Raw genomic sequence first — 19,572 nt, 5'->3', positions numbered from 1 at the left:
CTCAGGCCGCCCGTTCGATCTTCTTCAAACCACCCATATATGGCAGCAGGACGTCAGGGATAGTCACAGAACCGTCCTCGTTCAGGTAGTTCTCCAGAACCGCGATCAGGCAGCGGCCAACGGCGGTGCCCGAACCGTTCAGCGTGTGGACGAACTTCGTCGCCTTGTCTTCTTTGCCGCGATAGCGCGCATTCATGCGACGCGCCTGGAAATCGCCGCAAACCGAGCAGGACGAGATCTCACGATAAGTGTTCTGGCCCGGCAGCCAAACCTCAAGGTCGTAGGTCTTGCGCGCGCCAAAGCCCATGTCGCCGGTGCAGAGCGTCATCGTACGGAAATGCAGGCCGAGGCGCTTCAACACCTCCTCAGCGCAGGCTGTCATGCGCTGATGCTCGGCAAGCGAGCTCTCGGCATCGGTGATCGAGACGAGTTCACACTTCCAGAACTGATGCTGGCGCAGCATGCCACGCGTGTCGCGACCGGCAGACCCCGCCTCCGAACGGAAAGACGGCGTCAGCGCGGTGAAGCGGAGCGGCAGCTTCTCCTGATCGAGGATTTCGCCCGAGACAAGATTGGTCAGTGTCACTTCCGCGGTCGGGATCAACCAACGACCGTCCGTCGTCTTGAACAAATCCTCCGCAAACTTCGGCAACTGCCCGGTACCGAACATAGCATCATCGCGAACCATCAGCGGCGAGCTGACTTCGGTATAGCCGTGCTCGCTCGTATGCAGGTCGATCATGAACTGACCGAGTGCCCGCTCGAGCCGAGCCAGCGGACCGGTCAGCACTGTAAAGCGCGATCCGGAGAGCTTGGCGGCCCGCTCGAAATCCATGTAGCCAAGCGCTTCACCGATCTCGAAATGTTCCTTGGGCGTGTGGTTCCAGCGAGGCTTTTCGCCGACGACGCGGGCAACGGCATTGTCGTGCTCGTCCTTGCCGACCGGCACGTCGTCATGCGGGACGTTCGGAATGCGCGACAGCGCGTCATTCAGTTCGTCCGTCGCCTGGCGTTCGTCCCCTTCGACGGTCGGAAGCAACACCTTCAGGTCGGCCACTTCCGCCTTCAGTTTTTCTGCAAGCTCGCTGTTCTTCTGCGCCATCGCCGCACCAATTTCCTTGGATGCGGTATTGCGGCGGGACAACAGGTCCTGGACCTTTTGAACGGCCGAGCGGCGCTTTTCATCGAGCGCAACCAGACTTTCGGACAAAGGCTCGGCACCACGCTTGGCAAGTGCCGCATCGAGCGCTTCGGGATTCTCACGGATCCATTTTATATCGAGCATCGTCGTTCCAGGTCGTTGTAAGAAAGATAACCCGGCCAAAGCCCTGCTAGGCCTCGACCGGATACTTGGAAGCGTTCATTGAGGGAGAGTGGTCAGACGTTGTCCGTCTTGGCAACGTCCGTGGTTCCTTCAGCCTCTTCGACCGCCTCGCGGGCACGCTGGCGCTCCACGAGTCGCGCCGCGTAGATGGAAATCTCGTAGAGAAGGATGGTCGGCAGTGCAAGGCCGATCTGGGACATCGGATCGGGTGGCGTCAGCACCGCTGCAACGATAAAGGCAAGCACAATCGCGAACTTGCGCTTCTCAGCCAACCAATCCGACGTCAGCAATCCGACGCGCGCCAGCAGCGTCGTGATAACAGGAAGCTGGAAGACCAGTCCGAACGAGAAGACCAGTGTCATGATCAGGCTGAGATACTCGGAGACCTTCGGAAGCAGGGAGATCGCGACATCGCCCTCGCCAGGGGCCTGCTGCATGGTCAGAAAGAACCACATGACCATCGGCGTGAAGAAGAAATAGACAAGCGAAGCGCCCATCAAGAACAGGATAGGCGACGCGATCAGAAACGGCAGGAAGGCGGCGCGCTCGTTTTTGTAGAGGCCAGGCGCGACGAACTTGTAAATCTGTGCGGCGATAATCGGAAAGGCGATCACCAGGCCGCCGAACATAGCAACCTTCACCTGCGTGAAGAAGAATTCCTGCGGCGCGGTGTAAATGAGCTGCGCTTTGGACACGTCCAGCTTCGCCCAGACCACCGCCCATTTGTATGGATAAACCAGGACGTTGAAGAGGTGCTTGGCGAATATGAAGCAGACAATGAACGCGACGAAAAACGCACCGATCGACCAGATCAGCCGCGTACGCAGCTCCATGAGGTGTTCGATCAGTGGCTGCGGCTTGTCTTCGATTTCACCGCTCATGCGTCGTCCTTCTTCTTCTTTGCTGCTGTCTTCTTCGGAGCGGTTGTGGCGGCAACTGCCGCAGGCTTCTTGGTGACAGCTGTCTTCGTCGAAGCCCGCTTAGGCTTCTCGACAGCGGCAGCGACCGGTGCAGGAGCGGTCTCAGCCTTGGCGCGCGGCTTGCGGACTGCCTTAGGCTTCTCCTGAACTGCCGCAGTTTCCACATTTGCTACAGCAGCAGGCACCGGCGTGACGACAGGCGGCGTCTCTGGCAGGCTCATCGACGGCTCAGGCACCGATACAGCAGCCGGCGGAACCTCGGTCTTGTTGTCGACCGTCGTCGCCTTCTGCAGGTCAGCCTTGATTTCATTACCCATCTGGCGAAGCGGGTTCATTGCTTCGCGCAAACTGTTGACGGGGTTCAGCTTCTGCGCATCCGTCAGCGTCTGGCGGACTTCGTCCAGGTCTGCCTCGCGCAAGGCCTCGTCGAACTGAGCACGAAACTCACCGGCAACCTTGCGGGCGCGTTGAGTCATCTTGCCGAACGCACGAAGCATCGGCGGCAAGTCCTTGGGACCAACCACCACGATCAATACGACCGCGATGACAAGCAGCTCGGTCCAGCCAATATCGAACATTCAAGGCTCCTGAACGGGAAACGTGGGGGCTACGTTGCCCGGAAGTGGATTACTTCGTTTCGTCGGCCTTGTGATCGACGGTCTTGGCAGTCGTGGACTCAGGCGCGTCTTCGTCGTTCATGCCCTTCTTGAAGCTCTTGATGCCCTTGGCGACATCACCCATCAGCTCCGGAATCTTGCCACGACCGAACAACAACAGCACGATGACCAGAACGATCAGCCAGTGCCACATGCTAAAAGAACCCATTACGCTAACTCCCTGTTGCGATGTTTCCAGATGTAAGAGCTTCCTACACCAATTCCAACATCAAAGTTCCCCTTGGATTGTCGCTTAATGTCACGGTATCGCCCTCTGTGACAAGAGATTACACATTCGAAAAACCGTGATCGGCATTGTTTTCGCGACACGTAGCGGAACCACGACAAATCCGATCAGTCTTCGGACCCGCCACCCGGCGCAAGCAGGCCGAGTTCCTCGAGATCGAGTTGCGTTATGGGATCTTCGTCCTCGGTCAACTCGTCGTTCATCATAGGCGATGGTACATTGAAATTGGCCGGTATGCGACCGGAGAGCAGCCCCGCTCCCTTCAATTCTTCCAGCCCCGGCAAGTCGCGCAGTTCTTCCAAGCCGAAATGGTCGAGGAAATCCCGGGTGGTGCCGAGCGTGACCGGGCGGCCCGGCGTCCGCCTGCGACCGCGGAACCGAACCCAACCTGCCTCCATCAGCACATCGAGCGTGCCGCGAGACGTTTGTACGCCTCGGATGTCCTCGATCTCGGCGCGCGTCACCGGCTGGTGATAGGCGATGATCGCCAAGACTTCTAGGGCTGCGCGCGACAGCTTCTTCGCTTCGTTCTCGTCCCGCCTGATGACGAAAGAGAGGTCGGCTGCCGTTCTAAACGCCCAGGCATCATCTACCTGGACGAGATTGACGCCGCGATGGGCGTATTGCTCCTTCAGGCGCAACATGATGGCGCGGACGTTGAAGGTGCGAGGCAAGCGGTCCGCAATGAAGCTTTCGGACACGGGCTGGGCAGACGCAAAAACCAGCGCCTCGGCAATGCGCTCCGCCTCGCTCTCCGCACGAACCTCCTCGTCTGAATCTTCCGTCATGGCGCTATCAATGCGTTCGTCTTCCAGATCGGTCACGCCGGTCGCTCCTGTTCGACGACCTGCAGCGTCGCATGCTTCGGGCCTCGCCGCATGTAGAGCGGCTGGAAGGCTCCATCCTGGCGGATTTCAAGTTTACCTTCGCGGACAAGTTCGAGGGAGGCTGCAAAGGCACTGGCAATCGCCGTGACCCTGTCTTCCGGCGACGCCATGTAACGCAAGAGATAAGATTCGAGGGCTGTCCAGTCGCCGATCTCGCCGGTGATGCGAGTCAGAAGCTCGCGGGCGTCCGTCAGCGACCAGACATTGCGTCGAGCGATCGTCACCTGCGTCACTGCCTGACGCTGCCTGAGCGACGCATAGGCCGTCAGCAAATCGTAGAGGCTCGCATCATATGCCGACTGATGTCTATCGGGGATGTGCTCCGGCGCGCCGCGAGCGAAGATATCCCGCCCAAGACGGTTGCGGTTGACGAGACCGCTCGCGGCCTCGCGCATCGCCTCGAGGCGCTTCAGGCGGAAAGCGAGCGTCGCCGCCATCTCCTCGCCGGAAGGTCCGTCATCCTTGGCCTGTTGCGGGATCAGCAGGCGTGATTTCAAATAGGCAAGCCAAGCGGCCATCACCAGATAGTCGGCAGCAAGCTCTATCCGTATCCGCCGTGCGCTTTCGATGAACTGCAGATATTGCTCAGCCAGCGCAAGAACGGAGATGCGGGACAGATCGACCTTCTGATTGCGGGCGAGATAGAGCAAGAGGTCGAGGGGACCTTCGAAGCCGGCGACGTCGATCAACAGCGCGGGATCGGAGCTCGCGCGCTCGGCGCCGTTCTCCTGCCACAGCTTGTCCATCGGCGTTGCCGCCGTCTGTAGCCGTTCCGTACCCTTGGTCGTCGTCACCCTGCCTTGCTCCTATGGTGATCAGACTGTTGCAAACATCGCATCGAATTCGGCGCGGAGCGAAGCTTCCTCGGCCCTGTCAGCCGTTGGGAAGCCCTTCAGCACCGCTTCTGCGCGCGACAGCGACTGGCCCTGCAGGACCGGTACGTTTTCCGCAACCTGTTCCATTTCGTCCATGTGGCCATTGCAATGCAGCACGATATCACATCCACCGGCGATGATGTTGGCGGCGCGCTCACCGATCGTACCGGCCAGCGCGTTCATCGACGTGTCATCGGAAAGCAACAGCCCTTTGAAGCCGATATATTCGCGAATAATGCCGTCGATGACTTTACGAGAGGTAGTTGCCGGACGCGCAGAGTCGATGGCCGCAAAGACAACATGACACGTCATCGCCATCAATTCGTCCTTCATGGCAATGAAGGGCGGGAAATCGTGCGCCTCGAGTTCCGCGCGCGAAACCGTCACAACCGGCAGTTCATGATGGGAATCGGCAAAGCCGCGACCGTGGCCCGGCATGTGCTTCATCACAGGCAGAAGGCCGCCGGCTTTCAAACCTTCGGCCGCCGCACGCCCCATGGCAGTCACCGTTGCAGGATCGTCGCCGTAGGCACGGTTGCCGATCACGTTGCTGCTGCCTTCCACCGGAACGTCCAACACCGGAAGGCAGTCCACGTTGATGCCAAGGCTCGATAAATCGAAGGCATGCAGCCGCGACATCAGCCACGCGGCGCGAAGGCCCTTTTCTCTGTCCTGCCGATAGATATTGCCAAGCTGTTGCCCCGAGGGATAATGCTGGAAGATCGGCGGACGGATGCGCTGGACGCGTCCGCCTTCCTGGTCGATCAGGACAGGGGCGTGCCAACCAACAGCATCTCGCATCTCCGCGACGAGGTCGCCGATCTGCCGCGGCTCGGAAATATTGCGCCCAAACAGAATGAAACCCCAGGGACGCTCGGCGCTGAAAAACGCCCTTTCTTCGGGAGTGAGAGAAAGGCCGCTACAGCCAAGGATCATCGCTTTTGATTCGGTCATACCCGAATCATAGAGGTGTCGGGCGGAAATACGAGCCGCGTCAACCGGCATTCACAAAAAAAGCGGCGGACCGGAGGCCGCCGCTTTCCTTGAATGCTTGCAGAAGCTTACTTCGAGATAAGGCAGCTGCCGCCTGCGGCGCGGTATTTTTCGCAGACCGCCGCGGCTTCGTCCTTGGAGCCTGCCGGGATGCGAACACGGTAGAAGGTGCCCTTGCCCGCAATATCCGCCTTGCGGATCTCGTAGCTGCGACCGGCAAGCACGCTTGCAAACTTCTTCGAAAGGCTCGCGTAGGACTTCTTCGCCTCGTCCTCCGAAGGAAGCGATGCGATCTGGACTCCATAGCCTCCAGCTGCAGCCGTCGGTTGGGCCTGGGTCGCTGCCGGCGAAACAGCGGCAACCTCCTTCGGCTTTTGCGCCGCAGGCGCAGCGGGCGCCCCAGCAGGTGCCTGAACCGCATTTGTCGCTGCCGGGCGTGTTGCCGGAGCCGGCGCAGCGTCGCTAACCGTCGAGCTCTTCACAGCGCGGACTGGCGGATCGACGTTCGCGGGAGTGGCGGCGGCCGCCTTGGCCAGTGCGTTCTCGGAGGGTGCCTGCGCCGGCGTCGGCTTGGCTTCTTCAACCGGTGTTGAACGGATGTCGGCCGAGGCGACCTGGCCCGATGCAGGGAAATTCGCAGCAGTGCCGCCGGCCGGCTTTGATCCAGCCGTGACCTTCTGCGTCTGAACCGGCGTTGCCTTGGGCAGCGTCGGGGCCGCTTCCGGAGCGGGCTCGTCGCGGGCAACCAGAGTGCCGTCCGGCCGGACGATCATGGTGCGGACCTTGCGAGCGGAAACCGAAGGCGCCTGATTGGCATTATCTGCTTCGTCAGTTGCGGCCGTATCCTGGCTGGGCAACAGACGCGGATCCTGGGTGTCGCCGACAGGTGTTGCCATTGGCGGCGCGATATCGCTGTCGTTGTCTTCAGGCAGCGTTTCCGGGGTCAACGTGCGCTGCACGACGTCCACCGGCTGCTCGTCGCTGGATACCAGCGCCTTCTGCTTTGGCGCTTCGGCAGCGGCACCGCCGACGCTATCATAAACGGCCTTGTCCTGGTTTGGCACGGTCTTGCCGCCGGGATTGTCCGGCACAACCTTAACGGGATCCTTGTCCGCTGTGATCACACGCGGCTCGCCGGAGGTGATACCGAGGCCTCCATCACGGGCGAGCAACGTGTAACCTGCATATGCGACGCCGCCGAAGACGACGATCGCGGCAGCAGCAGCCAGCATACGCTTCATCGAGCGGGCGCGGCTCATATCCTCAGCTTCACTTGCCGACTGAATCTGCACCTGGGAAATGTTCTCGCGGCGCTGGACCGGTTCGTTGACGCTCCGGCGGAAATCTTCTTCCAAGGCGCGCTCAAACTCGTCCAGGCTTTGCAACGGAACCTGCTTGGCGCCTGCCGCCGCTGGCGCAGCGGCCGGCGCGACAGAGATCGGCGCACGGGTCCGCCATGCCTCGACGGCCGGCTTCGCAGGCGTTTCTGCCGGCTTGGCGGGTGCGAGAAGGTTGGCGATTTCAGCGTCGACGTCGAAATCGAAGTCGGAGGTCGCGACGACCGGTTCCGGTTGTTCGACGGGCGGCAGCACCGGCACGTGCATTTCTTCGACGGCTTCCGGATGATATTCCGCATCCGAGATCATCGATGGATCGAAAGGAAGATCATCTCCGGCATCGGCCGAGAACGCAGGAGCCACGGGCGCCTTCGTGACGAACGCTGCCTCCGCCGAAGCCTGACTGATCGGCGCGGCAGCAACGATGGGAGCTGGCGCCGGCTGGAAAGCGGGCACCGGGGCGACCGGCTGCGGTTTAGCTTCCTGGATATGCTGCGCCGGAACTCTCTGCGCCTCGACCGCCTGCGGTTGCGCCTTTACCGGTTCAGCAAAATCAAAATCGGCAAGTTCCAGTTCGATGCCTTCGAGATCAAGCTCAAAGTCATGGCCGGCGAAAGGATCGTCACCTTCCGGTTCGGCTTTGGCCGCAGGAGCGGGCACAAGCTGCTCGACTGACGTCGGCAATGGTGCCACTACGGGCGCGGCTGGGCGAGCCGGCTCCGGCGAGGTCGGCATCTCCGCGACATCCGCCGCAGGCGCGGTCTGGCGCTCGGGAACGGGGTAATGAGACACATCGGCAAGGAGTTCATCGATATCGAAGGTAATATCGTCGATCTCCACCGGCGCGGCTTCGGTTAGCGCGGCGTCAGCTTGAACAGCGCCATCATCCTTCGCGGCAGCAGCCAGGTCGAAGGCGCTATGATCGATTAGAGATTCTACGACCGGCGCTTCCTGGCGCATCTCAGACGCATCGGGTTCTTCGTGGCGATCGATTTCAGCGGGGAAACCCGCGGCAACAGGCACGTCGAAAGCAGCAACGCTCTCCGACGCAACAACGATCGGTTCATGCGCGGGAGCAGCGACGGGAGTGACCGACGCAGATGAAGCCTCATCGCGGCGTGCCGGGTGGAAGTTCGCGATCGGCAACCGAATGCTGGCGGCAGACCACTGCGGAGCCTTGACAGGCGTAACGGGCGCTGCCGGAGCAGGCGCCGCGCCGATCGACATCTCGAGCTCTTCAATCAGATCACGAGCGCCACCGGCGACCGGTTCGCCCTCACGAGCGACCGATGCCCAAGCGGCAGAGGTCAGGTTGGAAGCCCGGTCAAAAGGCTGACGAACGAGCGGTTCGCCGGCAAGCTCAGGCTGAACGACGAATTCGGGTTCAGCCATGGCAACCGGCGGAACATCCGCTTCGACGGGAGCCTCATAGGCAACCGGCTGCTCCAAGACGGGCTCAGACAGACGATCGAAGGAAGCCGCGGACTGAGGTTCGTCGTAGCGCTCGAACTCGCGCAACAATTCATCTTCGAGATTGAACGCCGGCTCCTGTCGGGGGGCGTCTTCGACAGTATTTGCTGCTACCCGCGGCTCAAAGCCAACGATGCGAGCAAGTTCCGCCAAAGGATCGTCGTCGGCAAAGAGGTCCGTATTCTTACGCGTGTCATACGCCCGCTGTTTGTCTGCCATACTCATCCCACTCGCAACTGCTAAGGTTTATGCCAGAGCATTGTGGGTAAATGGTGACGCTACCGCATCTCATCCGGCGCAGCGGTACCCGCAATGGCAAGTCCCGACTTCAAAACCGACGCAACGGCGTACACCAGCCCTAATCTGGCTATACTCGATTCTCGGTTCTTATCGTTAATAAATCGTAAGTCTACTTGATCCTTACCTTTATTCCAGTGCGCATGGAAAGAACTTGCCAGATCGTAGAGATAAAATACGACGCGGTGAGGCTCCTGCGACTGTGCCGCAGACTCGACCAAGCGTGGAAACTCTGCGGCCTTTGCAACCAGCTGCAATTCCGCGGGATCCGAGATGCCTGCCACCGCTTTCGCGAGGTCGGCGGGGGTGACATAGAGGTCCGGAAACGCCTCCTTCGCCTGCCGGAAAACAGACATGCAGCGCGCATGCGCATACTGCACGTAGAACACCGGATTATCCTTCGACTGCTCCGTTACTTTGGCGAAATCGAAGTCCAGCGGCTCGGAGCTTTTCCGGTACAGCATCATGAAGCGAACCGAATCGCGACCGACCTCCTCGACAACGTCGCGCAACGTCACGAAGTCGCCCGAGCGCTTCGACATCTTCACCGGCTCGCCATTGCGGAACAGCTTCACGAGCTGGCAAAGAAGGACGGTCAGCTTTGCCTTACCTTCGGAAACGCCCCTGGCCACCGCTTCCAGGCGCTTGACGTAGCCGCCGTGGTCGGCGCCGAGAACATAGATCATCTCGTTGAAACCACGGTCGAATTTGTTCTTGAAGTAGGCAACGTCGGCGGCGAAATAGGTGTAGGAGCCATCCGACTTGATTAGCGGCCGGTCCATATCATCGCCGACTTCCGTCGAGCGGAACAGCGTCTGCTCACGGTCTTCCCAGTCCTCGGGCAACTGGCCTTTAGGCGGCGGCAGCGTGCCCTTGTAGACGTGCCCCTTGAATGTCAGATCGTTGATTGCGGTGCGGATCGCCGCAGCGCCGTGCGCATGCAGCGTGCGCTCCGAGAAGAACACGTCGTGATGCACGTTCAACGCGTCCAGATCCTCACGGATCATCGCCATCATTGCGTCGATCGTGCGATCCTTGACGATCGGCATCCACTGATCGTCGGACATGTTGTGCAGCTTGACGCCGTAGTCACGAGCCAGTGACTCACCAACAGGCACCAGGTAATCCCCAGGATATAGGCCGGGCGGAATCTCGCCGATGTTCTCGCCGAGAGCTTCGCGATAGCGCAGGAAGACAGACCTCGCCAATACGTCGATCTGCGAGCCCGCGTCATTGATGTAGTATTCCTTGACGACCTCGAAGCCGGCAAAGGAAAGCAGGTTGGCCAGCGCGTCGCCGACGACGGCGCCGCGGCAATGGCCGACATGCATCGGACCAGTCGGGTTTGCCGACACATATTCGACGTTGACGCGTTTGCCAGCGCCAATGGCCGAGCGGCCGTAGTCCGTGCCAGCCTCGATCATCGAGGCAAGCAGGCGCTGCCAGTAGCCGACGGAGAGCCTGATGTTGATAAAGCCGGGGCCAGCCACCGAGACGTCCGCGACATCGGCGTCTTCTTTCAACTTCTCAGCGATGACCTCCGCCAGAGCGCGCGGATTGGTGCCGAGCGGCTTTGCCAGCACCATGGCGGCGTTGGTCGCGACATCCCCGTGGCTCGGGTCGCGCGGCGGCTCGATCGCGATGCGGCCGAAATCCACCTCGGATCGCTTCTCCTTGACCAGATCGATCTGTTCAAGGGCAGTTTTAATCCTGGTGTCGAAATCGGTAAAAAGGTTCATCACAATCTTCCATGCATAGGCTTTGCCACAAGGCATTTGTCCGGTCCTGGCCGGGCGATCGCTGCCTATCGCAAATCCGGAGTGTGGTCAAACAATCGCCTGTGGGCGCTGATCGCGTAGGTGTCGGTCATCCCCGCCAGATAGTCGCCGACATGGCGCGCCCTCGCCGCTTCGGCAAGACCCGCGATACGATCCACCCAATAGTGGCTCTGCATCTCCTTCGGATTGGCCATATAGGCACCGAAGAGATCGGTCACGATCTGCGCGGCGCCGGCGCGGATGCGCATGATCTCGGGGTGCCTGTAGATGCGCTTGAAAAGCATCGCCTTGATCTGCCGGTCGGTTTCGGACATCGCTTCGGAAAATGTCGCGACCACGCGATTGGCCTGGCGAATATCCGTTGCGCTTTGCGGCCTGATCTCCGCAAGACCTTGTTGAGCGACGGAAATGACGTCCTCGACCATCCGTGTGATCTGACGGCGCATGATCTCGTGGGTAAAGCGGCTGGCTTCGAGGTTTGGATAGCGTTCCCGTACTTCTGCCATCAGACCCGCCAGAAACGGGATCTCCTCCAGCATATCGAAGGTCAGATAGCCGGAGCGAAGCCCGTCGTCGATGTCATGCGTGTTGTAGGCAATATCGTCAGCGATTGCCGCGACCTGCGCTTCAAGGCTTGCATAGGTATCCAATTCCAGGTCGTGGATCTCGCAATAATCCAGGATCGGCTGCGGAACCGGCCCACGCGTGCCGGCGCCGTCCTTGGTCAGAAGCGGGCCATTATGCTTGACGAGCCCTTCCAGGCTTTCCCATGTCAGATTGATGCCATCGAAATCGGCATAGCGCCGTTCCAGCTTGGTGACGATACGCAGCGACTGGGCGTTGTGATCGAATCCGCCGTAGGGCAACAGAACCTCGTGCAGCGCATCCTCGCCTGTATGGCCAAAAGGCGTGTGGCCGAAATCATGGACGAGCGCCACACCCTCTGCGAGGTCTTCGTCCAGCCTGAGTGCTCTGGCAAGGGCGCGGGCAACTTGCGCAACCTCGATGGTGTGTGTCAGGCGGGTGCGGTAGTGATCGCCATCCTGGGCGATGAACACCTGCGTCTTGTGCTTCAGCCGGCGAAATGCCGTCGTGTGAACAATGCGGTCACGGTCACGCTGAAAATCCGAACGGGTGGGGCTGAGGTCCTCGGGATAGAGCCTCCCGCGCGTCGACCAGGGATCGGCCGCATACGCCGCTCTGTCACTATTGCCGTACCCCAAAGCCTGCCTGTCAATCGTCATTCGTCACCGTTACCCGATATGCAGCCGCCCATTGACGCGGCCTTGCGCTCTTCATACCTATAGAGAACATAAACGGCAAAGCGATGCTTTCGCAGTCATTTTGTCGGAACCTGCGCTTTCGTGCTATAGAGCGTAAGTAGCTTTGAAATCAGCCGCTTGAAACCAGCGGCTAACAGGTATTCTCTCCGGATCTTGACCCCGGCAGGAGCAAACATGACGGATGTAAGTGTAACCCTTTCCGATGCCGCGGCAAAACGAATCGCGGCAATTGTCGGTACCGAACCGGGCAAGAGCGCGCTGCGCGTTTCCGTGGAAGGCGGCGGTTGCTCGGGCTTTTCCTACAAGTTCGACCTTGCAGATGGTGCGCAGGACGACGATACCGTCGTTCAAAAGAACGACGCCAAAGTCCTGATCGACAGCCTCTCGCTGGTTTACATGGCCGGATCCGAGATCGACTTCGTCGACAACCTCCTCGGCCAATCCTTCCAGATCAAGAACCCGAACGCAGTCGCAAGCTGCGGCTGCGGCACAAGCTTCTCGATCTGATCTCTGTCCCGGGTATCCACATCGAACCGGCCGAAGAACCCCTTACGGCCGGTTTATAGTCTTGTCCGCGCCCGATGGAGCGCGATACAAGAGGCCGACGAAGCGGAACAGGACACTCCATGAAGATCGCGACCTGGAACATCAATGGCGTCAAGGCGCGCATCGACAATCTCATGCAGTGGCTGAAAGACTCCGATCCCGATATCGTCTGCCTGCAGGAGATAAAGACGATCGACGAGGGCTTCCCGAGGCTCGAAATCGAAGCCATGGGCTATCACGTCGAGACGCACGGCCAAAAAGGCTTCAACGGCGTCGCGATCCTTTCCAAGACCAAGCCCGATGAAGTAAGCCGCGGGCTGCCCGGCGATCCGCTCGACGAGCAGGCTCGCTTCCTGGAAGCCGTCTTTTCGCTGCCGGGCAACCGCGTCGCGCGCGTCTGCTGCCTCTACCTGCCGAATGGCAATCCTGTTGAAACCGAGAAATACACCTACAAGCTCGCCTGGATGGAGCGGCTGCGTTCATTCGCAGCCGAGCGGCTGGCCTACGAGGAAATCCTGATCCTGGCCGGCGACTATAACGTCATTCCGGAGCCTCATGACTGCTTCGATCCGAAGGTCTGGGAGAACGACGCGCTGTTCCTGCCGCAAACACGCCAGGCATTCCGTCGACTTGAAGGCCTTGGACTGACGGAAGCCGTGCGCGCCACGACGGACGTCGTCCAACTCTACTCATTCTGGGATTATCAGGCCGGTGCCTGGCAGAAGAACAACGGCATTCGTATCGACCACCTGCTGCTTTCGCCGGAGGCTGCCGACCGCATGACGTCCTCGGCGATTGAGAAGCATGTCCGCGCCTGGGAGAAGCCATCGGACCACGTACCTGTCGTGGCCTACTTCGATTTCGCGGCCTGAGCCTGGCGCGCCGCGATCGTTCAGATCACTTGCGCAGGCTCGCCGTTCGCACGGCATTACTCGGCGCCGTTGACGCCGATTTTATGAGAAAGCGCGACAGCCGAGCGGCGGTCGCTTTCGGTCGCGACGGAGAAGGCCTGTTCCTGCAGTGACTCCATCCAGCCACAGTCCTTCGGCTTGCAGCGGTCGAGAGCGGCTGTCATCAGCGCAAGGCCGTTGGCTGCCTGCCCTTCCTGGAAAAGGATATTGCCGAAGACCGCCATAGCGCCAGGATGGCCGCTCTTGCGGGCCTGGTTGAGCCACTTCTTCGCCTGCTGTGCACTGGTGCTGCCGCCTTCGCCCGCCAGCATCATCTGCGCCAGCTGGAACTGGGCCTCGGGTACGCCGAATGTGGATGCAACCTGGAAGTAGAGCTGACGCGCCTGGCTGAGATCAGTCTTAACAGGGCTGCCGGGAATGCCGTGCTTGTAATAGTTGGCAAGCGACAGAAGCGCGTTGACGAAGAAGCCGGTATCTTCGGAGCCGGGCTCGACGCCCTGCTGCGCAATCTCGCTGTAGATCTTGAAGGCTTCGAAGTCATCCTGCGCGACGCCATCGCCGTCGGCATACATGTTGGCGAGCGCCCAGCGTGAACCCGTATGCCCCTTCTCGGCCGCATATTTATAGGCTTCGACCGCTTCTTCCTTCTGACCGTTTTTGTAGGCCTTGAACCCAAACTTGAAGAGGTCGAAGGGACCGGACTCCTTCGAAACGCCTGACTTGATGTCGAATGCGCTTGCTGGCGATGCAATTGCCGCGCAACAGGCAATGGAAAGCCCCATGAGCAGCAGTCTGAAGGGTCTGGACTCGGACGTCAGCATTTCACTCGGTTTCTTTCGCTTCCCATCCGAGCGGACTTTCGATCCGCGGATGCATTCCTCCCGGCGAGCGATCCCGCGGTGGGCTCAAAGGCCCCTTTGCCCGCGTCGCATCCAGCCTTCGCCCTCCATCGAGAGCCTCAACTCCAAGTGCATCGCCCCTGTCCGCCCGCTGTCCGGCGCGGCCCGCCCGCGATGCCATCCGCCTCACTCCCGCGGCCCGGCTATTCGCCTTTCCGCCGTCAAGAAAAAGGTAATCACCAATTGTGACCAAACCTGTGTCGATGTTACTGGAAGCCGATTCCAATGACGCCGATCGATCTGAACACGAGAAGAAAGAGAAGCTTGGAAGCGCAACGTCAGAGCGAACTTCTGAGGCGGAATCGCCTTGCGGGAAAAGGAAACTGGCGCGGACAACGGCATTTTTACCGTAAGCTTCACCGATCCTGTTTGTACCCGTTACGAACTCGCTCATCGTACTCTTTTACGCGCACCTATGCCTGTCATTCCCTCGCCCGCCTATAGCGCTGCGCCTAGTTTGTGGCGGGAAATGGACAATTTGGCCCCGAGATCATCTTACTCAAATGCTGGTAAAAAACTGTTGCTGAATCGTCACAAAATGAGACGCGGAAACCTCATGCTTAACGAGGTGTACATAAAGAAAAGCCCGGCTGTTTTGCCGGGCTGATCTGAGGCTCGTCTTTGAAACTTAGAATTTCACCTTGATGCTGGTCGAAACGGCAGCCACAAGATCATTGCCGAAGTCGTAAGAGACGTCATTTCCATAGGTGACACCATCTTGTACGAGCACACCGGACGAACCGCTTGTGAGTACGCCGAGCGCGCCTGCAACACGCCATTCAATGTTGTCGGTCGGGTTATAGGCAGCGCCGACACCAACCGTCCAGCTGTCCGTCTGAGAGCCGTAGCCGTGGCTCGTGCCGCGATCCCATGTCAAGCTGACAGCACCGGTCCACTGCTCATTGAACTTGTGACCGATGCCACCTGTAACGGTCCAGCCGTCCTGATAGAGCAGGTCAAGCGACGTCAACTGATTTGAATGATTGCAGCTGCCCGTGACAGTGGTCGGGCACAACGCAATCGACTGAAGTACGCTCCAGTTGGTCCATTTCACGGAGCCGAAAGCCAGCCAATCTGGGGCGATACCACTCTGAACCTTGAGTTCCAACGAATCCGGGGCCTCGGTAGAGCCTACGACGTTGGTAACCTTACCGCCATACGTCGGAACGACAGGGACCTGAGTAAGATCAACGGTACCAGACAAGTCGTCATATTTGACCCGGCTATTGTAGACCAAGCTGGCACGCACCCCGTATTCTGGGATTTCATAAGCTATACCCGTTCGCCAGCCCCAGCCATTGTCCGCGAGATCCAGCCGACCGACGCCTGTCCCGGTGCCCATTGCGATAGGCAACGTGCTTACCAAACGCTCCTTGAAGCCTTCCACCTCTTGATAGAAGGCGCCGCCAATCAAGCGAAGCTGGCCGGGACCGACATCAAACTTGTAAGAGCACGTAGTGGCGTAGTTGTGCGTCTCAATTTTTGTTTCGATGTTGTTGTTGGCGCCTGCCCAGTTGATACCCGGGTTGGTGTGTGCCCCAAAGGGCTCGGAATAGTCGAGCAAGCAATCGACATCTTCGTAGCCTGCCTTCAAGCCCAGATATGGGACGGCATAGTTTTCAGTATCGTCCGCATGATTGGGACGTCCATTTAGATTGCCATCGCCACCGAGCAACGGCGACCGTGTATTGGTGTCCTTCACATTCTTGAGTTCACGCTGCGGCATGACGTAGATCACGGCCGCCTGCGCTGAAAAACGCGACTGATCAAACAGCAGATCGATATTGTAGCCACCGCGATCAAGGCCGCCCGCGAAGGACGGCTGCGCCAGCGTTGAAAATAGGGCAAGCGATAGAACGCCGGCAGAAGTCATACGAGATGCCAAGGTGTCTCCCCCACTCGGGCAATTGCAACGGCCGGACTGTGCAGGCGATGCCGATAAATGGCAACTTTGTGGCGGTGCGTGATTGGAAACTGAGCTAACGGATGTTTTACGTAAAATATTGACGGGCACGTCAATATTTCCAAAATGTGGAATAAAATTCTACTATCGGTAAAATTACCCACCCCTTTGAGGGTGACCATTCCACATTAGCGCAGTCGTGTAACACGGAAACAACACTCATATTTTTCGCCAACGGCGGCCGGAAACCGTGTGGAATCAAGGCAAGGCGCTGTGGATATGGGTGAATCCGAGAGGGAATTCGACGCGTCGCGTTGGACCTCAACAAAAAGGCGCCCGATTCGACATCGGACGCCCTTAAAATTTCATACTACCAGGCGTTGGCTTCAGCCGGCCTCGGATACACGCGCCAGTGCAACCCGCAGGCTGGCGGTCTGGCCCTGCAATTCGTCCAGGCGATCACGCTCGGCAGCGACTACCTCAGGATTGGCATTGGCGACGAACTTCTCGTTCGAGAGCTTGCCATTGATGCGCGCGATCTCGCCATCGGCCTTGGCAATTGCCTTCTCAAGGCGCGCCTTCTCGGCCGAAAGATCGATTAGCGTGCCGAGCGGCAGGCAGACAGTCGCTTCGGCAACGACGATCTGCGCAGCGCCCTTCGGCGCTTCGCTTGCCAGCGAGATAGCGTCGACACGGGCAAGACGCTTGATCGCGGCGTCATGCCGGACAAGCCGCTCGCGCGTCAGGCTATTGGCGCCGACGACAACCAGCGGCGCGACGGCTGACGGCGGGACGTTCATTTCAGCGCGAACGGAGCGGATGCCGGAAACCAGATCGATCAGCCAATTAATTTCATCGGCCGCGGCATCATCGGCATAGGACGGCGCCGGCCATTCGGCGTGGCAGACCAGCGTGTCGCGCTCGAGGCCCTCGCCTGCGGTGTGCGCCCAGAGTTCTTCCGTCATGAACGGCATGAAGGGATGCAGGAGCTTGTAGATCTCCTCCAGGATATAGGCGGCGCAAGCCTGCGCTTCCTTCTTGGCGCCCTCGTCCGTGCCATTGAAGACCGGCTTCAGCAGCTCGAGATACCAGTCGCAGACCTGGTTCCAGACGAAGCGGTAGAGCGCGCCCGCCGCATCGTTGAAACGGTAGGATTCCAAGGCTTCCGTTACGTCACGTTCCGTACGGGCAAGCTCCGTCAGAATCCAACGGTTGATCGTCAGTTCGGCGGCTTCGGGCACGAAGTGCGGATCGCTCTTGGCGCCGTTCATCTCGGCAAAGCGCGTCGCGTTCCAGAGCTTGGTGCCGAAGTTGCGGTAGCCGGCGATACGCGCGGGATCGAGCTTCACGTCGCGGCCCTGCGCTGCCATGATCGCCAGTGTGAAGCGCAGTGCGTCAGCACCATACTCATCGATCAGTTCAAGCGGATCGATGACGTTCCCCTTGGACTTCGACATCTTCTGGCCGTTCTTGTCGCGCACCAGCGCATGAACATAGACCGTGTTGAAGGGCTCGACCGGAACGCCATCCTCATCCTTCATGAAGTGCAGGCCCATCATCATCATGCGGGCAACCCAGAAGAAAATGATGTCGAAGCCGGTGACCAGAACGTTCGTCGGGTAGTAACGCTCCAGTTCAGGCGTCTTGTCGGGCCAGCCGAGCGTCGAGAAAGGCCAGAGCGCGGACGAGAACCATGTGTCGAGGACGTCTTCGTCACGCGTCAGGATCTCACCCGGCTTGAAATTCTCGAGCAGGTCCTCGACGTAGGCCTTCATTGGGCCTTCGTGCGAGAGATAGTGCTGGATCGCTGCCTGCAGGGCTTCCTCTTCCGTCTTTTCGACAAAGACCTGACCATCGGGACCATACCAGGCCGGGATCTGATGGCCCCACCAGAGCTGGCGGGAAACGCACCACGGCTGAATGTTTTCCATCCACTCGTAATAAGTCTTGTCCCAGCTGCGTGGAACGAGCTTGGTGCGGCCCTCGCGAACCGACGCGATCGCCGGTGCTGCGAGCGTCTTGGCGTCGACGTACCATTGCTCCGTCAGGCGCGGCTCGATCGGAACACCACCACGGTCGCCGTGTGGAACCATGTGCTTGTGCGGCTCGACCTTGTCGAGCAGGCCACCCTCTTCGAAGATGCGGACGATGATCCTGCGGGCCTCGAAGCGATCCTTGCCTTCGAGTTCGTCCCAGGCGCCATGCAGGGCTGCGGCGTCCGGAATGCCTTCCAGGAAATCCTCGTTGTCCTTGAGCGTGATCCGCGCATCGGCGGTGAGCACGTTGACAACACGAAGACCGGCACGCTTGCCGACATCGAAGTCGTTGAAATCATGCGCTGGCGTCATCTTGACAGCGCCGGTTCCGGCCGTCGGATCCGGATAATCGTCGGCAACGATCGGAATGCGGCGGCCGACGATCGGCAGGATGACGTGCTTGCCGACGAGCGGCTTGTAGCGTTCATCCTTCGGGTTGACCGCAACGCCGGTGTCGCCGAGCATCGTTTCCGGGCGGGTGGTGGCGACGACGATATAGTCGCGCGTTTCCCATTCAGTCGCTTTGCCCTCGTCGTCGAATGCAACGGGATGCTGATAAGTGACGCCGGGCTCTAGCGGATAGCGGAAATACCAGAGATTTCCGTTGACCTCGTGCTGCTCGACCTCGATGTCGGAGATCGCCGTCAGGAGCTTCGGATCCCAGTTGACCAGACGCTTATCGCGATAGATCAGGCCTTCCTTGTAAAGGCTTACGAAGACTTCGAGAACCGCAGCGGAGAGACCTTCGTCCATCGTGAAGCGCTCTCGCGACCAGTCGCAGGAGGCACCGAGGCGTTTCAGCTGGTTGAAGATAAGGCCGCCCGATTCCGCCTTCCATTCCCAGACCTTCTCGATGAAGGCTTCGCGACCCATGTCGCGGCGGCCCGGCAGCTGCTGTTCCATCAGCTTGCGCTCGACAACCATCTGGGTGGCGATACCGGCATGGTCCATGCCTGGCTGCCAGAGAACGTCCTTGCCGCGCATGCGCTCGAAGCGGACCATGACGTCCTGCAGCGTGTTGTTCAGCGCGTGGCCCATATGCAGCGAGCCGGTCACGTTCGGCGGCGGGATGACGATGGTGAAGGTCTCAGCGCCCGGCTTGGCATTTGCGCCCGCCCGGAAGGCGTCCGCCTCATCCCATTTTGCAGCGATTTTCGGTTCAACGGCAGCGGAATCGTAGGTCTTGTCGAGCATTTGGGGACCAAAATCT

The 19,572-nt window shown here is 59.7% G+C and carries 15 protein-coding genes; 2 read left to right on the top strand and 13 right to left on the bottom strand.

Going from position 1 to position 19,572, the window contains the following annotated elements:
- Position 1: 1 nt before the first annotated feature.
- The 10 genes from serS to ATY80_RS24160 form a co-directional block, all read right to left on the bottom strand.
- On the bottom strand, positions 2–1,285 hold the full coding sequence (gene serS / locus ATY80_RS24205; protein ID WP_088694841.1) for a serine--tRNA ligase: 1,284 nt from the start codon (positions 1,283–1,285) through the stop codon (positions 2–4).
- 92 nt (positions 1,286–1,377) lie between these two features.
- Positions 1,378–2,205 carry a twin-arginine translocase subunit TatC gene (gene tatC / locus ATY80_RS24200; RefSeq protein ID WP_088694840.1) on the bottom strand — a complete coding sequence of 276 codons (828 nt, stop codon included), beginning with the start codon at positions 2,203–2,205 and terminating at the stop codon, positions 1,378–1,380.
- On the bottom strand, positions 2,202–2,822 hold the full coding sequence (gene tatB, locus ATY80_RS24195) for a Sec-independent protein translocase protein TatB (RefSeq protein ID WP_088694839.1): 621 nt from the start codon (positions 2,820–2,822) through the stop codon (positions 2,202–2,204). Before tatB ends, tatC begins: the two co-directional genes overlap by 4 nt.
- Positions 2,823–2,871: 49 nt before the next feature.
- Entirely contained in the window at positions 2,872–3,069 is a 198-nt protein-coding gene (locus tag ATY80_RS24190; RefSeq protein WP_007532194.1) for a twin-arginine translocase TatA/TatE family subunit, read from the bottom strand.
- A 185-nt stretch (positions 3,070–3,254) separates the two neighbouring features.
- Positions 3,255–3,935, bottom strand: a complete 681-nt coding sequence (scpB, locus tag ATY80_RS24185; RefSeq protein ID WP_088694963.1) for an SMC-Scp complex subunit ScpB — start codon at positions 3,933–3,935, stop codon at positions 3,255–3,257.
- 32 nt (positions 3,936–3,967) lie between these two features.
- Positions 3,968–4,828, bottom strand: a complete 861-nt coding sequence (locus ATY80_RS24180) for a ScpA family protein (protein WP_088694838.1) — start codon at positions 4,826–4,828, stop codon at positions 3,968–3,970.
- 21 nt (positions 4,829–4,849) lie between these two features.
- Positions 4,850–5,863, bottom strand: a complete 1,014-nt coding sequence (nagZ, locus tag ATY80_RS24175) for a beta-N-acetylhexosaminidase (RefSeq protein ID WP_088694962.1) — start codon at positions 5,861–5,863, stop codon at positions 4,850–4,852.
- A gap of 107 nt (positions 5,864–5,970) precedes the next feature.
- Positions 5,971–8,928, bottom strand: coding sequence for an SPOR domain-containing protein (locus ATY80_RS24170; RefSeq protein ID WP_088694961.1), 2,958 nt, complete (start codon positions 8,926–8,928; stop codon positions 5,971–5,973).
- 59 nt (positions 8,929–8,987) lie between these two features.
- Positions 8,988–10,745, bottom strand: a complete 1,758-nt coding sequence (argS, locus tag ATY80_RS24165) for an arginine--tRNA ligase (protein ID WP_088694837.1) — start codon at positions 10,743–10,745, stop codon at positions 8,988–8,990.
- Between the two features lie 65 nt (positions 10,746–10,810).
- Complete coding sequence (locus ATY80_RS24160) at positions 10,811–12,028, bottom strand: deoxyguanosinetriphosphate triphosphohydrolase (protein ID WP_088694836.1); 1,218 nt, start codon at positions 12,026–12,028, stop codon at positions 10,811–10,813.
- Positions 12,029–12,241: 213 nt separating this feature from the next.
- Between ATY80_RS24160 and erpA the strand changes: the two genes are divergently transcribed.
- Entirely contained in the window at positions 12,242–12,574 is a 333-nt protein-coding gene (gene erpA / locus ATY80_RS24155; protein ID WP_088694835.1) for an iron-sulfur cluster insertion protein ErpA, read from the top strand.
- Positions 12,575–12,693: 119 nt separating this feature from the next.
- Positions 12,694–13,485 (top strand): exodeoxyribonuclease III, encoded by a 792-nt coding sequence (gene xth, locus ATY80_RS24150; RefSeq protein WP_088694834.1) that lies wholly within the window; start codon positions 12,694–12,696, stop codon positions 13,483–13,485.
- 56 nt (positions 13,486–13,541) lie between these two features.
- Here xth and exoR read toward each other — a convergent pair whose 3' ends face one another.
- The 3 genes from exoR to ATY80_RS24130 form a co-directional block, all read right to left on the bottom strand.
- Positions 13,542–14,345 carry an exopolysaccharide production regulator ExoR gene (exoR, locus tag ATY80_RS24145; RefSeq protein WP_088694833.1) on the bottom strand — a complete coding sequence of 268 codons (804 nt, stop codon included), beginning with the start codon at positions 14,343–14,345 and terminating at the stop codon, positions 13,542–13,544.
- A gap of 706 nt (positions 14,346–15,051) precedes the next feature.
- Entirely contained in the window at positions 15,052–16,308 is a 1,257-nt protein-coding gene (locus ATY80_RS24135) for an OmpP1/FadL family transporter (protein ID WP_088694832.1), read from the bottom strand.
- A 404-nt stretch (positions 16,309–16,712) separates the two neighbouring features.
- Positions 16,713–19,556, bottom strand: coding sequence for a valine--tRNA ligase (locus tag ATY80_RS24130; protein WP_088694831.1), 2,844 nt, complete (start codon positions 19,554–19,556; stop codon positions 16,713–16,715).
- Positions 19,557–19,572: the final 16 nt, after the last annotated feature.

Origin of the sequence: Rhizobium sp. R711 (assembly GCF_002211365.1) — a bacterium.
GTDB lineage: Bacteria > Pseudomonadota > Alphaproteobacteria > Rhizobiales > Rhizobiaceae > Rhizobium.
The sequence above is the reverse complement of the archived record's forward strand: the minus strand, read 5'-3'. Positions and strand labels throughout refer to the sequence as shown.